Origin of the sequence: Stenotrophomonas maltophilia (genome assembly GCF_003970865.1) — a bacterium.
GTDB lineage: Bacteria > Pseudomonadota > Gammaproteobacteria > Xanthomonadales > Xanthomonadaceae > Stenotrophomonas > Stenotrophomonas maltophilia_AR.
Map to the genome: position 1 here is coordinate 63,930 of NZ_RXLZ01000014.1, position 15,967 is coordinate 79,896.

General features: G+C 64.4%; 5 protein-coding genes. All 5 read left to right on the plus strand.

Features of this window, described 5'->3' with window-relative positions; genetic code table 11:
• Positions 1-5 precede the first annotated feature (5 nt).
• A complete protein-coding gene (locus EKL94_RS06770; RefSeq protein ID WP_126928495.1) occupies positions 6-1,400 on the plus strand; it encodes an HlyD family type I secretion periplasmic adaptor subunit in 1,395 nt (464 codons plus the stop codon).
• Positions 1,397-1,990, plus strand: coding sequence for a hypothetical protein (locus EKL94_RS06775; RefSeq protein WP_126928496.1), 594 nt, complete (start codon positions 1,397-1,399; stop codon positions 1,988-1,990). Before EKL94_RS06770 ends, EKL94_RS06775 begins: the two co-directional genes overlap by 4 nt.
• The gene (locus tag EKL94_RS22660; protein ID WP_260473400.1) at positions 1,983-14,504 is read left to right on the plus strand and encodes an SPM autocatalytic domain-containing protein; all 12,522 of its coding nucleotides are present in this window, start codon (positions 1,983-1,985) and stop codon (positions 14,502-14,504) included. Before EKL94_RS06775 ends, EKL94_RS22660 begins: the two co-directional genes overlap by 8 nt.
• On the plus strand, positions 14,501-15,055 hold the full coding sequence (locus EKL94_RS06785) for a toxin-activating lysine-acyltransferase (protein ID WP_126928498.1): 555 nt from the start codon (positions 14,501-14,503) through the stop codon (positions 15,053-15,055). The genes EKL94_RS22660 and EKL94_RS06785 overlap by 4 nt, the downstream gene beginning before the upstream one ends.
• A gap of 192 nt (positions 15,056-15,247) precedes the next feature.
• On the plus strand, positions 15,248-15,823 hold the full coding sequence (locus EKL94_RS06790; RefSeq protein ID WP_006423759.1) for a single-stranded DNA-binding protein: 576 nt from the start codon (positions 15,248-15,250) through the stop codon (positions 15,821-15,823).
• Positions 15,824-15,967: the final 144 nt, after the last annotated feature.

Sequence of the window (15,967 nt, forward strand, 5' to 3'; positions counted from 1 at the left end):
CACGCATGTTGAAGGGACTGAGGCACCACCTGGGCATCCTGCGCGAGAGCCTGCGCGCAGAGCGTGCGCAGCCGGATCAACGCGATTCGGCCGCGCCGGACTTCCTGCCGGCGGCGCTGGAAATTCTGGAAAAGCCGCCTAACCCGATCGGCCGCACCGTTCTCTGGTTGCTGATCGCCTTTCTCGCTATCGCATTGGTCTGGTCGTGCCTTGGTCGCCTGGACATGGTCGCCGTGGCCGAGGGCAAGGTGATTCCGCGCGGCAACGTGAAGGTAATCCAGGCCGCGGACCAGGGGGTGGTTCGTGCGATCCACGTGGTCGAAGGGCAGTCGGTGAGGGCCGGCACGCCGCTGCTCGAACTGGACCCGACGGTCAGCCATGCCGAAGTCGAGCAGGCGCGCCAGGCGTTGCTGACCGCGCAGATCGATGTGGCACGGGCGCAGGCCGTGGTTGACCACGTTGCCGGCCGGTCCGGTCGCTTCATCGCACCGGAGGGAGCGCCTGACAGCATCGTTGCCATCCAGCAGGCACTGGTGGCCGCCAAACAGCGCGAGTTCGATTCCACCGTGGGCGGCTTGCAGCAGGAGCGCAGCCAGCGCGATGGCGAGCACGGCATGATCCTTGCCGAGATCGCCAAGCTGGAAGAGCAGCTGCCGCTGGCCACCGACCAGCTGAACAAGCTGGAGGAGCTGAGCCGCGACAACTATGTGCCGCGACTGCAAGTGGCCGAAGTGAAGGAGCGTGTTGTCGGCATGCGCCAGGACCTGGCGATCCGTCGCGAAGAGCAGCGCAAAGCGACCGCAGCGCAACTGGCGGCCAGCCAGCAGATGAGCAAGAGCCGCAGCGAGTTCGCACGTGAGGCATTGGATGCCCTGACCGAGGCCGAAGCGGCGCGCGCGCTGCGTGGCGAAGAATTGAAGAAGGCCCATGACAAGGCCGGCCACACGGTGCTGCGCGCACCGGTGACCGGCGTGGTGCAGCAGCTGCAGGTGCACACCATCGGCGGTGTGGTGAAGCCGGCTGATGCGCTGATGGTGCTGGTGCCGCATGACGGCGAGCTGGTGGTCGATGCGATGCTGCCCAATCGCGATGCCGGCTTCGTCCGCGACGGGCAGCCGGTGGAGGTGAAGCTGGAGGCCTATCCGTTCACCCGCTACGGTGTGGTGGATGGCGTGGTCGAGACTGTGGGCCGCGATGCGGTACAGACCGAGAAGGAAGGGTTGCGCTACCCGGCCCGCGTGCGCTTGCTGCAGCCCTGGATCGAGGTGGATGGAAGGCGTCGCGCGCTGGCGCCGGGCCTGGCCGCAACGGCGGAGATCAAGACCGGTGATCGCCGCATCATTGAATACCTGCTGTCGCCGCTGTCGCGGCGTGTGCAGGAGGCGGGGAGGGAGCGATGAAGCCCATGCGCGGTTTCCGCGGCTGCTCGATGTGGCGAGCACTGCCCACGGTGTTCCTGATGATGTTGCTGGGCACTTCGGCGGCGCTGAGCGCAGTCCGCGCGCCGACATCGGCCGAGCTGGAGCGGCGCATCGTGCACTTGATCGTAGGCCTGCCGCGGACCGCCGAATGGCGGGGAACCACCGTGTCGGTGGCCGCTCAGCGTCTGGCGCTGCCGGTGCAGCCTGCCGGGCCAGGTTCAGCAGAACCGAGGATTTCTGGAGTTGCCCGGGAAGGCTGGGCCTACTCGATCGACGAATTCAGCAGGAAAAGCGGAACGCAACTGGGAATCCACCTGTTTCCAACCGAGGCAGGAATGAAGGGAACACCCTGCACATTTCCAATGGCAGGGCTGATGGAGGCTTTGATTCGCGCTGGCTACTCCAAGCGTCGAATCGGTGGCGAACCGCTTCCTGAGGATATGTGGAGATTCCATCGCAGGAATGTCGCGGTAACCGTCTCGGGCTATGACGCGACAGGAAGTTCTGGGCATTCGTTGAAGTGCATCCGAATCATCACTATTGAACCGCCGGAGAATGGAAATGGTTGAGATCAGCAAGAAACTCGATGCGATGCTCGATCTTCTCAAGTCCAAGGGAGGTACGTCCGCGCGGGCTGCCAACTACATCCGCCAGGCTATTGCTGGTTCTCCCTATCTTCTGAATGCATTCAACCTCGCCACCGCTCGGGGACAGCTGAAGGGTCTCGAGCTGATTCCCGGCACCTCCATCGAGACAGGTCATTTCGGGGCCGGCAGCATTCTGCGCATCAATGAACGTGTATTCGGCAACTCTGGTGACGCGCCGCATATGGCCGGGCTCCGGCAGGTTCTCGGGCATGAGATCGGGCATGGGATCTTCAATCCGCTGGCCCCCGCGCTGAAGGCGCTGCAGGATGGAATAACGCTGCTGCAGAACAATACTGCCCCGGGTGAGATCAAGGACTACACCGGGCTCATCGCCGATTACATCAAGGCCGGTCGACGCACGGAAGCGGTATCGGTCATGGAAGGCTGGAACAGTGCCGTCAGCGGGATGGCCAAGGACAGTGCCAAGCCACTGACCCTGGATGTCGTTCTGAGGCAGATGAAGGAGATCCTTCCCTACTGCATCGTGGGTGAGGCGGGCAGCTACGCGCTGGTACCGGGAATCACCCTTGATTCGAATTTCAATGTCCAGTGGAGTGCCTCGAACGAGGAGGCATTCGCACGTTGCTATTTCGACAGGAAGGACGTAAAGCTCGGGCCGCGGAAGAACCTGGACTACAACAGCTTCTACGCAATCACTCCGATCAACGAGATCATCCGTTACGAGCTGGCCAATCCCAGGGGGCCTTCGGATCCCCGCTATGTCCGCATCGACATGGCAAAGCTTGGGCTCAGCGAGGCCGCGATCGAAGGCAACGGCATTGGATTTGCAGGCACGCGCGACGTGTTCGGCTATGTGGATTTCAGCGGAGGCAACGGCGACGGCTTCCGAAGGGATAGCAACCAGGCCCCCAAGCCTGGAAGTCCGTTTGAATCTTCCTTCGACTGGAATGCGTTCTTCGACGCCGCCACGCTGCAGCGCGTCGCCTATGCAGGAGGGCTGGGTGGCGCGATTGGTGGAGCAATCGCCTCTGCGCTGCGGGTGAATGATCCGCTGTGGCAGACGCTGACCTCGGCGACGCTGCAGACGCTGGGCAGGAATCTCGGCCAGGCCATCGCTGCTGGCGGTGCCCAGGTAGCGCTCTCGCAAGGTCAGATCCTGGATGTGCTTGCGGACGTTCCGGCGGAGTTCCAGGAAAGTCTGCGCAGTGCCGGCGCCGGCGCACTGTCTGCCTATCTCACCGCAGAACTGTTCCGCAGCCTGGGGATAAAGGGCAGTCTGGCGGAGCTGGGCATGTCGGCTTCTTCCGCAGCACTGGGACAGGTCATCGAGAATCTGGCCCTGATCGCCGATGGCGCAAAGATAGGTGTCTTCGACGGTGTGCAGGGCTCGGTCTTCAATGCAGTGGGCGGTTACGTGGGCGCCCGCATTGGTGCGTCCCTGGTCAAGTTCGATACCGTTGAAGGCCAGCTCGGTGCCCAGATCGGTTCGGCGGTCGGCGCCTATGTCGGTGCATCCATGGCAACGACTGGAGCAAATGTCGGTCGAACCGTGGGTGCAGCCTATGGCGCCATCGGCGCTGCGGTGGGCGCGCTGGTCGGCTATATCCTCGGCGGCCTGATCGGATCCTTGTTTGGCGGGGGCAAGCCCAGCTCGTGGGCGACTGTCAGCTGGGACGAGGCCCAGAGTTCATTCAATGTCACCGACGTGCGCTCGCGTGGCGGCGGCTCCAGGTTGGGGGCGCAGCTCATTGCAAGCGCAGTGGCCGGGACGCTGAACTCGATATTGGAACTGAGCGGAAGCCGGATCGCAGTCGGCTCCGGCATGACAGGCGGTACCTATGGAACATACGGGAAGAACTACAGGTACTGGTCCGCCACACCGCTAACCGATTCGTCCCCGGAGACGATCATCGCCCACGGAACGGTCAAAGGCCTGGGTGACATGCTGGCGCGGATGGTCGGCGGTGACGTCTACATCAAGCGTGCGCTGGGATCCCATCTCGTCAACCTGGGGGGGGCGCAGAACTTCAAGGCCAATGCTCTGGTTGGAGATCTGCTGATGGCGGCCGACTATGGTCGCTACGTCAATGATCCCTGGTTGATCAACGGCTTGCTGGGAAGCTCCGAGGACACAGGCTTTGCGGCTCAATGGGCGATCACGTTCGCGCGGGCGACCGAGCTGGGACTGGGCAAGCGCGCCGCGAGCGATTGGACGGGAGGATTTGCCGCCTATCTCGACCAGCTTGGCGATGGTGAGCTTGATGGCGTGGGCCTGGCGGCAGTCAACATGCGGCTCGTTCTGGACGCCGATGGTTCGCGAAAGTTCAAGCTGCTTGATGAGCTGGGTGCCGAAGTCTACGCGTTCGGCGACACCATCGTTACCGCAGACAAGGACAGCATCCTCGGTGGCGCCGGCAACGACAGCATCATCGTCAATGGTGCCACGCTGTCCAGCACCTCCGGCCTGCTGATCAATGGCAAGGCCGCCCCGGCCACCCATCGCATCGGCATCGCTGCGGTCATCGATGCCGGTGCCGGCAACGATCTGGTCCGAGGTGGAGACCTTGGCAACGATCTGCTCGGCGGCAGTGGCAACGACACTCTGGTGGGTGGCCTGCTCGATGACTGGCTGTTTGGCGGGGACGGCAATGACGTGCTGTTCGCCGGCAATGTCACCAATGTGAACTTCGCCATCGGTGATGCCAGCGCACAGGCGCTGGCGATCGCTGCGCGTGGTGGCAACGGCAACTACCTCGACGGCGGTGCCGGCGATGATCGCCTGTATGGCAGCACCGGTTCGGACTGGCTGGAAGGTGGCGCTGGCAACGACCTGCTGGTGGGTGGCGAAGGGGGGGACATCATCGCCGGTGGCGCTGGCGATGATCGGGGTGCCAATGGCGAAGCACGCCTGTTCGGTGGGGGCGGCGCGGACCAGTACCTGTTCCGGCTTGGTGACGGCCGCGATGTGGTCTACGACGAAGAGGGCGCAGACGCCATCCGTGGCAGCGGCGACAGCTTGAATGACCGCCTCGCAAAGATCGCCAATGGACAGTTGGCGCGCAACTGGGCCGGTGGTGGCGAGTACGAGGTCAACGGCTCGGTGAAGGGTGGTGAGGACGCGATCGTGTTCGGCACCGGCCTGTCGCTGCAGAACATCCAGATGCGCCGCTCCTCGGCCAGCGGCGCCGGCAACGACCTGATCATTGCCTTGGTCAGCTATGACGCCGCCGGCAACGCGACCCTCACCGGCGATGAGCTGACCATCAAGGACTGGTTCGAATCCTCGCATCGCGTGGAGTGGCTGCGGTTTGCCGATGGCGAGGACATCCGCATCGGCGACATGACCTCGTACATCATCGGCACCGGTGGCTCGGATGTGATCCTGGGCACCTACGGCGCTGACTTCCTGTATGGCGGCGCCGGCAATGACGAGATCCGAGGCCTGGCCGGCAATGACTTCGGCAATGGTGGCTCGGGCGACGATTTCGTTGCTGGCGATGGCGACCAGGACTGGGTGATGGGCGGCTCCGGCAACGACCAGGTGCTGGGCGGCGCAGGCAATGACACGGTGTTTGGCGATGATGGCAATGACCGTGTGTATGGCGGTACGGGTTCGGACCTGGTGGTCGGCGGCCGTGGCAACGACGAAGTGGTGGGCGGTGAAGGCGATGACGTCTTCCGCTACCAGCGCGGCGATGGCGACGACATTGTCATGGACGACTATGTCGACAACTGGGATCTGGTCTGGGAGAAGGGCGCCTACGTCAATGGCTATGTACGCAATGCCGATGGCACCGTCAGCAAGGACGGCGTGGTCTATTTCGACGGTTCCACCTGGATCAGCCACAACGACTGGAACGACGAGGCGCAGGTGCTGCGCCGGCACAAGGGAGCGCTCAATGGCCTGATTGCGCGCAATGCGGGTGTTGATTCGCTGGAGTTTGGCGTCGGCATCGACATCCAGGATGTGATGCTGCAGCGAGATGGCAATGACCTGCGCCTGGTGATCGGCCGCGATGGCGAGAAGGAGCGCCTCTCGGCGTCCAGTGACCGGATCACGATCAAGGACTGGTACGCACTCGGTGGATCGATCGAGAACATGGTGTTTGCCGCGACCGGCCGCCATGCGCTCACCGACATGACCCTGCTCGGGGGCGGCGATGGCAATGACACGATTGCTGGAACGGCTGGCAAGGACTGGTTGACCGGCAACGGTGGCGATGACGTCATCGACGGCGGCGCGGGCAATGACCTGCTGATGGGCAGCGAAGGCGACGATACGCTGCGTGGCGGTGCGGGTGACGACATCCTGTACGGCGGCCAGGGTGACGATCTGCTGCACGGCGGTGCCGGCGCGGACACCCTGTTCGGTGGCGGTGGCGTGGACATCGCGTCCTACGCGGGTAGCGCGGCGGTGCGCGTCTACCTGGAAGGCACGTTCGCCAATACCGGCGATGCCAAGGGCGATGCCTACAGCAGCATCGAAGGCATCGAGGGCGGCGCCGGCGCCGACCGCCTCGGCGGCAGCATCGGCGCGGATGTGCTGCGTGGTGGTGGGGGCGCCGACGTGATGTACGGCGGCGAAGGTGACGATGTCTATGAGTACAACATCGGCGATGGTGACGACCAGATCGTCGAAGGGGCGTTCTCGCTGGAAGAGATCGTCACGGCGACCGGTGAGGTGGGCGCTGGCTATGTGGCGGCCTGGAACTACCTCGGGCTGGGCGCGGGCGGCAAGCATGCCTATCAGTTGATCGTGAGCAGCCGCGCGTCCGGTCAGACCGTGTACCAGAGTGTCGCCAATATCGACTTCCTGTTCGCGACCCAGCAGGCAACAATGCCGCCGGTGTCGGCCTGGTCGTTCGGGATCGGCCGCCTGCTGGGCGGTGCTTGGCGCAATACCGACAATGGACTGCAGATCGTCCGCGAAGCCTTCCAGGACGCCGTTGGTGGCAACGATACGCTGTCGTTCGGCACCGGCATCAGCCTGTCCAATCTCAGCCTGAAGATGGCCAATGGGCACCGACTGGACATCACCGCGGCGCAGAACGGGTCGGTGCTGCTGGAAGGCCCAAGCGATGAAAAGCGCTTTGTGGAGAAACTCCAGCTCAGTGACGGGCTGGTTGTCGATCTGATCAATCTGCGACAGCTGACGCAGGGTGGCACCGATCTGGACGATTTCGTTCTGGGCGGGACCGGTGCCGACACCATCAACGGCGGGATCGGGCTGGATGTGCTTTCCGGGGGGGCTGGCAATGACACGCTGCGGGGCGGCGACGGCGACGACACGCTGGAGGGCGGCGCCGGTGCCGACATCCTCGACGGCGGCAGCGATCGCATCAGCCTCGGCCAGGCGGCGGTGGCGGGTGAAGCCTATGGCGATACCGTCCGCTATGTGACGTCCACCGCCTCGCTGGTGCTGGACCTCGCCGCAGGCACGCTGTCGGGCGGGCATGCTGATGGCGATACCCTGGTCGCAGTCAACGGCGTCAGCACGTTGGAGAACGTGGTGGGCAGCGACGGCTTCGCCGATACCATCAGTGGTGATTCGCGGGCCAATCGCCTGATCGGGCTGGGCGGCAACGACTGGCTGGATGGGCGTGGGGGCGATGACGTGCTCATCGGTGGTGATGGCAACGACACCCTGATGGGCGGCGACGGCAACGATGCGTTGTCCGGCGATGCCGGCGATGACCGACTTGAAGGTGGCGCGGGCAACGATGTGCTGGCCGGTGGCGCGGGTGCTGACGAGCTTTACGGTGGGCTGGGCGACGACCAGATCAGCGGCGATGTAGGCAACGACAAGGCCTGGGGCGGCGAAGGTAATGACACCCTGGGGGGCCAGGACGGAGACGATCAGCTCTACGGCGAGGCCGGCAACGATACCCTGGTGGGCGGCGCAGGCGACGACCTGCTGGATGGCGGCACCGGCAACGACACTCTGGCCGGTGAGGCCGGCAACGACCTGCTGCGGGGCGGGGATGGCAATGACACCTACCTGTTCGATCGGGAGGGTGGCAACGACCGCATCGAAGACGCACTGGGCGTCAATCGCATCGTGCTGCAGAACGTGGCCAACCACGAGGTCTGGCTGCAGAAGGTGGGCAACGATCTGCTGGTCAGCGTGATCGGAGGCAGCACCCGGATCACCATCGCGGGCTACTACACCGGCGCCAGCCGGATCACCGAGATCGCGACCGGTGCAGGCTCGCTGTTCCTTGCCCACGCCGAGCCGCTGCTTGCGGCAATGGCGGCAGAGTCGGCGTCCGTGCCGGCTGGGATGTCCTCCAGCTTGCAGGGTCTGCTCGGCAGCTACTGGCAGAACTCGAGCAAGCCGGCACCGCTGGTCGAAACGCAGTACCTGGCCACCGATGAGGACGTGCCGCTCAGTGGCAGCGTCAATGCCGTCGACCATGACGGGAACATCACCGGATACACGGTGATCACCGCACCCGGTATGGGGACCATTGCTCTCAATGCGGCCACGGGTGCCTGGGTCTATACGCCGGCGGCGGACCGCCACGGCAATGACCGTTTCGTGGTCCGGGTCACCGATGCCGACGGCAATACCGCCGACCAGATCGTCGATCTGGTGGTGCGCTCGGTCAACGACGCGCCCAGCGACATCCTCGCACCCGGACCGCTGGCCGTGGACGAGAACGCCGCCAACAACCTGTCGCTGGGCCGCTTCGGCCATGTCGATCGCGACGGCGCGGAAGATACGGCCACCTTCACCCTGATCAATGATGGCGGCGGGCGCTTCAAGATCACCGCCGATGGTACGCTCAGCGTTCGTGATGGCACCAAGCTGGACTATGAAACCGCCACCGCGCACACCATCCGGGTGCGCGTGACCGACGGTGCCGGCGCGTGGTTCGAGAAGGACTTCAAAGTCGACGTGCGCAACGTCAACGAGGCGCCGTTCACGCCGACGCGGCCACCGAACACCGCGCCCGTACTGGCCGGTGAAAAGACGGGGGCCGGCACGGTGGTGGGCACCTTCGTGATCGGGGACCCCGACAAGACCACGCCGACCCTGCAGCTGGTGACCAACCCGGGCGGTCTGCTGGAGGTGGTGGGTAACCAGGTACGCGTGCGCGCGGGCGTTGCGATCGACTTCGAGACGCTGGCCGCCGCCCAGGGCGCGACCTTGGTCGATCTGGATGGCGACGGCATCAAGGAGGTGCTGCTGACCGCCAGCGTGAGGGCGTCCGACGGCAGCCTGGCATCGGCTTCGACGCTCAGCTTCACCTATGCCATCGAAGACGAGAATGATGCACCGACAGCGGTGGTGTTCGCGGCCACCACCACCAGCTTCAGCGAAACCGATCGGGTTCCCACCGGAACTGCGCTGCCGGCGATCCTGCTCGGTACGCTGTCAGCCACCGATCCAGACACCACGGCAGGCAGTGATTTCGCCACGATGGTGTACAGCGTGTCCGACAGCCGCTTCGAGATCATCAACGGCAACCAGCTGCGCCTGAAGGCCGGTGCGATCGTTGACTATGAGGCGGGAAGCAACGTCACCGTGACGGTCACCGCGACCGATCGCGGCGGCGCCGGGTTGAGCGTCAGCAAGCAGCTGGTCTTCACCGTGGTCAACCGCGATGACTACCTGTACGGCACTGCCGCTGGAGAAACGCTGGTCGGCCAGGCCAACCGGGACGTGATCCAGGGGCTCGGCGGCAACGACATCATCAACGGCGGCGGTGGCAACGACGACCTGTACGGCGGCGATGGCGATGACAATCTGCGCGGTGAGGCTGGCGACGACAAACTGTGGGGCGAGCTGGGTCGCGACACGCTGTACGGTGGCGCAGGCGTCGACGAACTGCGTGGCGGTGATGGCGATGACAACCTGTATGGCGAAGACGGTGATGATCGTCTGTACGGCGACGCCGGCAATGACATCCTCGATGGCGGTGCCGGCAATGACCTGCTGGAAGGGGGCATCGGCAATGACACGCTGCGCGGCGGCGTCGGCAACGACATCCTGCGCGGTGGTGATGGCGACGATATCCTCGATGGCGGTGCCGGTGCCGACACCCTGTCCGGAGGCGCCGGTGTCGATACGTTGACCTACGCCTCGGCGACGGCGGGCATCGTGCTGAACCTGGCTACCGGAACACATGGCGGCGCGGCCGCCGGCGATGTGCTGGAAGATGCGTTCGAGCGCGTGATCGGCAGTGGGTTCGACGACGTCATCACTGGTGGCGCGGGGGATGATTACATCGAGGGTGGCGCAGGCAACGACAAGCTCTACGGCGGCGCTGGCAACGACACGCTGTATGGCGGTGATGGTGACGACCTGCTCGATGCGCAGGCCGGCAATGACACCCTGTATGGCGGCGCCGGTAACGACATCCTGATTGGTGGCGATGATAGCGACGTCTACTTGATCGACCGCAACTCCGGTGCCGACGAAATCCGTAACTACGACTCCAGTGGCGACGATATCGACGTCATCGGCTATCGCGACATCAGCCGCAATGACCTGTGGTTCAGCCGTACCGGCGATGACCTGGTGATCTCGGTGATCGGCACCAGCGTGGTGACCACGATCAAGGGCTGGTACACGACCACCAATGCCAATGATCGCGCCAACTACAAGATTGATTTCTTCCTGGCCGGCGAGCACGCCAGCAGCACGATCAATGCAGAGGCACTGGTCGCGCTGATGGCCGGTCGCACCAAGCCGGCCACGGTCGCCGCCTATCAGGCATTGCATGCGGACGGCGCGTTCGAGAACCAGTGGCGGCACTACTGGGATGGCAACGGCCTGCCGTCGATCAGCATCGTGCCGGATCAGTCGATCAACGAGGATGGCCAGGTCGCCCTGCAGTTCACCGTCGGTGATGACCTGACCCCGGCATCCGGGGTCACCGTGCGTGCCGTGGCGGTGGATGCCACTGACCTCACGACGGTGGTGGCCTGGATGAATACTCCGAGCATCACTGCGGGGGCCAACGGCGAGCGTACGGTGACGCTGGTGCCGAAGGGCAACGCCAGCGGACGCGTTGCGATCAAGCTGATCGCAACCGATGCCGGTGGGCTGGTGACCGAGCGCGTGTTCTTCATGAATGTGGCACCGGTAGTGGACGCGCCGGTGATTACCCGTGCCGTGCAGGTCGGCAAGACGCTGGATGGCGGAACGCTGACGCTGGACGTTCAGGCTGCCCTCACCGACACCGACGGGTCGGAAACGCTGGAGATCCGCATCTCGAACCTGCCGACCGGACTGACCCTGAACAAGGGCACGAACCTGGGCAACGGCGTGTGGTCGCTGACGCCGGCGCAGCTGGCCGGTCTGGCGCTGGTCGGTCCGGCCACGTGGTCGGCCGACCTGACCGGCACTGCGGCGCTGACGGTGACCGCCATCGCCAAGGAGACCGCGACGGGCAAGACCAGCAGCAAGACGCAGACCCTGTCGGTCACCATCAATGCGCGTCCGACCGACATCACCGTGGACCGTGCGCTGAGCACAGTCGAGTCGACCTCGGATGCACCGGTGGCCAATGGCACCGTGCTGGGCAACTTCGCACGGGTGGATGCGGACAATGACAGCTTCACCTTCAGCCTGACCAACAACGCAGGCGGACGCTTTGCGATTTCCGCGGCCGGCGTGCTGACGGTGGCCAATGCCAGCCTGCTCGACTACGAGGCCAACACCTCGCACCAGATCGTGGTGCGGGTGACCGACTCGGGCGGGTTGACCCGCGACAAGACGTTCACCGTGGCGGTGACCAACGTTGATGAGGCGCCGGCTACGCCGACCATCTCCAGCCAACCGGTGGCAATCGCGGCCGAGAATGCGGCGCTGGGCGGCGTTGTGATCGCCAACCTTGCCTCCAGTGGCGGCAATGGCAGCTACAGCTATGTGCTGGAGGGCGATGCGCGCGGCTGGTTCACCCTGGTCGGCAACCAGCTGAAGTTCCGCGATGGCCTGGTGCTGGATTTCGAGGCGCTGAAGGCCGCCGGCATGACCCTGAGCGATGCTGACAGCGATGGCCGACAGGAGGTGGTGTACTCGGTATCGGTGAAGGCTGTGTCGGGTGGGCTGACCTCGGCGGGGGCGCGCACCATCACCGTGCGCCTTGAAGACGTCAACGATACGCCGCATGGAATCACCGTCGATCGCACGCTGAGCATCGCGGAAAACACTGCCAACGGTGCCGAGGTCGGTAAGTTCAGTGGCCAGGACCAGGACGTGACCGACGGCCTGACCTTCACCCTGGTCAACAATGCTGGCGGCCGCTTTGCCATCACCGCGGCTGGTGTACTGAGCGTCGCCAATGGTGGGCTACTGGACTACGAGGCCGCCACTTCGCATGCAATCACGGTGAGGGTGACCGACACCCACGGCGCAACCCGCGACCAGGTGTTCCAAGTGGGCGTGTCCAACGTCAACGAAGCACCACGAACGCCGGACGTCGTGCAGCACGTGGCGCTCACCTCCGAGAACACCGGCGTGTCCGGGCAGGTGGTAGCCACGCTGTCGTCGTCTGATCCGGACGGGACCGCACCCTCGTACCAGATCATCAACGATCCGTTTGCCTGGTTCGCCATTTCCGGCAACCAGCTCAAGTACAACGTCAGCAGCTTCGATTTCGAAGCGGTTGCACCGTACCTGCAGCTGATCGACGGCGACGGTGACGGCCAGCTGGAGGCGTACTACAACGTCACCGTTCGTGCGACGGATGGAGCGCTGGTGTCGGGCAATCGCGAAATCACGGTGCGCATCGAAGACGTCAACGAAGCACCGACAACGTGGGGCCAGAGCGTGACGCTGGCCGAATCGGCGCCAGGCGCGGGGCAGACCGTATTCCAGTTCACCAACTGGTCCGACCCGGACAGCCAGTGGTACAACCGCGACCACCGGTTTGCCATCACAGGTGGTGCCAGCAATTTGTTCGGCATCAACGCCACCACGGGCCAGATTGCGCTGCACGGGCAGCTGGATTATGAGACCGCGCAGAGCCACCAGATACAGGTGACGGTCACCGATCGTGGTGGCCTTTCCAGCAGCACCTGGGTGACGATCAATGTGCAGAACGTCAATGAGCGGCCGACGGTCGTCCAGACGCAGGACAGCAACTACGTGTACGTGCTCTGGGGAAGTGACCAGGAGGACATCTTCAGCCGTCTGGTGATCACCAGCGCGGTGGAGCTGGTGAGTACTACTGGCCAGTACTGGGACACCTATACCAACGAGACATCGTTCTTTGACTATGGGACCACGTCGAAGGCCATTTCCGGTGATGGTTTCCTGAACGGTTACTACTACAACGGCACGCTTGCCACGCGGATCGTGAATCGTGGAAACCGGCGTCAGGTGAATGACGGAAACTGGGGCGATCCGCGCGGAAGCGGCGCGGGCTACTACCAGGAGACCTACTACGACACCTACTATGAAATCGTCATCCAGAGCGTGGACAGCGCTGGCCTCTGGAGTGATCCGCTGAAGTTTGTCGTCAACGAGTTCGGCGCACGCCTGGGCCCGGTCGTGCTTGACCTGGATGGCGACGGCGTGGAGACCGTGGGTTGGGCACAGAGCGCCACGCGCTTTGACATGAACGGTGATGGCGTGCGTGATCTGACCGGTTGGGTCGGGCCGCACGACGGTCTACTGGTGCTCGACCGCAACCGCAACGGCACGATCGATTCCGGCGCCGAAATCTCGTTCACGATGGATCTGGAGGGGGCCCATTCCGACCTTGAAGGTTTGGCTGCCTATGACAGCAATGGTGATCGGCGTCTGGATGCCAATGACGCCCGCTTCGGAGAGTTCCAGGTCTGGCGTGACGCCAACCGCGATGGCATCAGCCAGGCGGGTGAGCTGTTGACGTTGCAGCAGGCCGGCGTGGCGTCGATCAACCTCGATGCGCGCCGTACCGGGCAGATGCCTGGTACGTCGCCGGACAACACCACCTATGCCAACGGTCAGTACACCCGTACCGATGGCACCCAGGCGGCCCTGTCGGACATGTTCTTCGCTTTCGGCGAGCGCGATGAGGGGGGCGACGGTGACGGCCTGAACCTGAATGCTGGCGCCGGCAAGGGCGGACGTGACCTGGGTAGCGGTGATGCCACCTCCGGCCGGGTCAACCGCCGAGGCGGGGATCCACGCTTCACGCCTGCAACTGGCCTGCCGCAGGCCCCGGTGGCGCAAGCCGTGACGGAACTGGGGGATCGTTTCGGTGGCGTTGAGCCCACCGCCGCCGAGCGGATGCAGCAATCGGCTCGGTCGGAACAGCGTGCCCCCATCGACGAAAGCATTCCGTCCGGCCCGGCAACACAGCGCTCAGCCTTGCATGACAATCTGGCGCTGGCACAGAAGAAGCGGTTCCAGATGATCGAAGCGATGTCCACGTTCGACGCTCAGCCCTATGCCCAGGGCATCAGCACGGCGGCGCGCGATCCGGCCACCATGGAACTGTTGACCGCCATTCCCGACTATAGGATTTCCCGTTCATGATCACGTCCACGACCGCCACCGCCAACACCAACACTGACGGGGCGCCGCGCACCGTTGCCGAGGCCCTCGGTCAGATCGTCTGGCTGCTTTCACAGTCGCCGTTGCATCGTGAGATGCAGCTGAAGGACCTCGAATGGTCATTCATGCCGCCGCTGCTGAAGGAGCAGTTCCGGGTGTTCCGGTTCGGCACCCTGCCGCCGTTGCCGGGCATGCAGGAGGCCGGTGCGGCCTTCGCGGGGGTGACACAGCAGGCACTGGAACAGTTGCCGCTTGGCGTTGCAATCTGGGCCAATTTGTCAGAGGCGGCCGAGCGCAAGCTGGAAGCCGGCGAGCGGCTGGAACTGGACGACTGGAACAGTGGCGATCGCCTGTGGCTGATCGAGTTCATCACCCCCTTCGCCCAGCCCGGCAACGGCCTGGCCGAGGCCATGCTGGGTGATCTGCTGACCGGGCCGTTCGCGGGGCGCAGCCTGTCCATGCACCGGACCGATCCGGCCACCGGCCGGCGTGACAAGGTGACCCTGGGCGGCGTGCCGTCGCAGGCGGCCTGATCCGGGAGAGGTAAACGTCCGCCCCGGTCGCCACACTGGCGGTCGGGGGAGTAGAGGCAAGCCCGGTGGGCCGGGGCTCGATGATAGAATGCCGGGTTTCTGGCAGTGCCCACCCATGGGCGGCCGGGTATCGGCAACTCCGGCTGTGTGCTATGACAGGCACCAGCCCCCGGACAATGGAATCACTTACCTATGGCGCGCGGCATCAACAAAGTCATCCTGGTCGGCAACCTCGGCAACGACCCGGACGTGAAGTACACCCAGGGCGGCATGGCGATCACCCGCATCAGCCTGGCCACCACCAGCGTCCGCAAGGACAAGGATGGCAACCAGCAGGAACGTACCGAATGGCACCGTGTGGTGTTCTTCGGCAAGCTCGGTGAGATCGCCGGCGAGTACCTGCGCAAGGGCAGCTCGGTCTATGTCGAAGGCAGCCTGCGCTACGACAAGTACACCGGCCAGGACGGCGTGGAGAAGTACTCCACCGATATCATCGCGGATGAAATGCAGATGCTGGGCGGCCGTGGTGAAGGCGGCGGTGGCGGTGGCGGTGGCAACTACGGCGGCGATCGTCCGCAGCGCCAGCAGGCTCCGCGCCAGGAGTACGGCGGCGGTGGCGGCGGTCAGCGTGGTGGCCAGGGCGGTGGCTATGGCAACCAGGGCGGCAACCAGGGCGGCGGTTACGGCAACCAGGGTGGCAACCAGCGTCCGCAGCCGCAGCAGGCTCCTCCGATGGATGACTTCGCTGACGACGATATTCCGTTCTGATCGAACGCTCGTTCGCAGTGACTCGTCCTGCCATAGGTTGACACCTATGGGGTGGATGATCCGGCCGCCGTCAGGCGACCAAGGACGCCCGATGCATCGCATCGGGCGTCTGCATTTTAAGGGACAGGTGGGGTCGCTCGGCGT

Excerpts from the sequence above, each read along its gene's own strand:
- EKL94_RS06770 (WP_126928495.1), top strand. The coding sequence starts at position 6 with ATGTTGAAGGGACTGAGGCACCACCTGGGCATCCTGCGCGAGAGCCTG.
- EKL94_RS06775 (WP_126928496.1), top strand. The coding sequence starts at position 1,397 with ATGAAGCCCATGCGCGGTTTCCGCGGCTGCTCGATGTGGCGAGCACTG.
- EKL94_RS22660 (WP_260473400.1), top strand. The coding sequence starts at position 1,983 with ATGGTTGAGATCAGCAAGAAACTCGATGCGATGCTCGATCTTCTCAAG.
- EKL94_RS06785 (WP_126928498.1), top strand. The coding sequence starts at position 14,501 with ATGATCACGTCCACGACCGCCACCGCCAACACCAACACTGACGGGGCG.
- EKL94_RS06790 (WP_006423759.1), top strand. The coding sequence starts at position 15,248 with ATGGCGCGCGGCATCAACAAAGTCATCCTGGTCGGCAACCTCGGCAAC.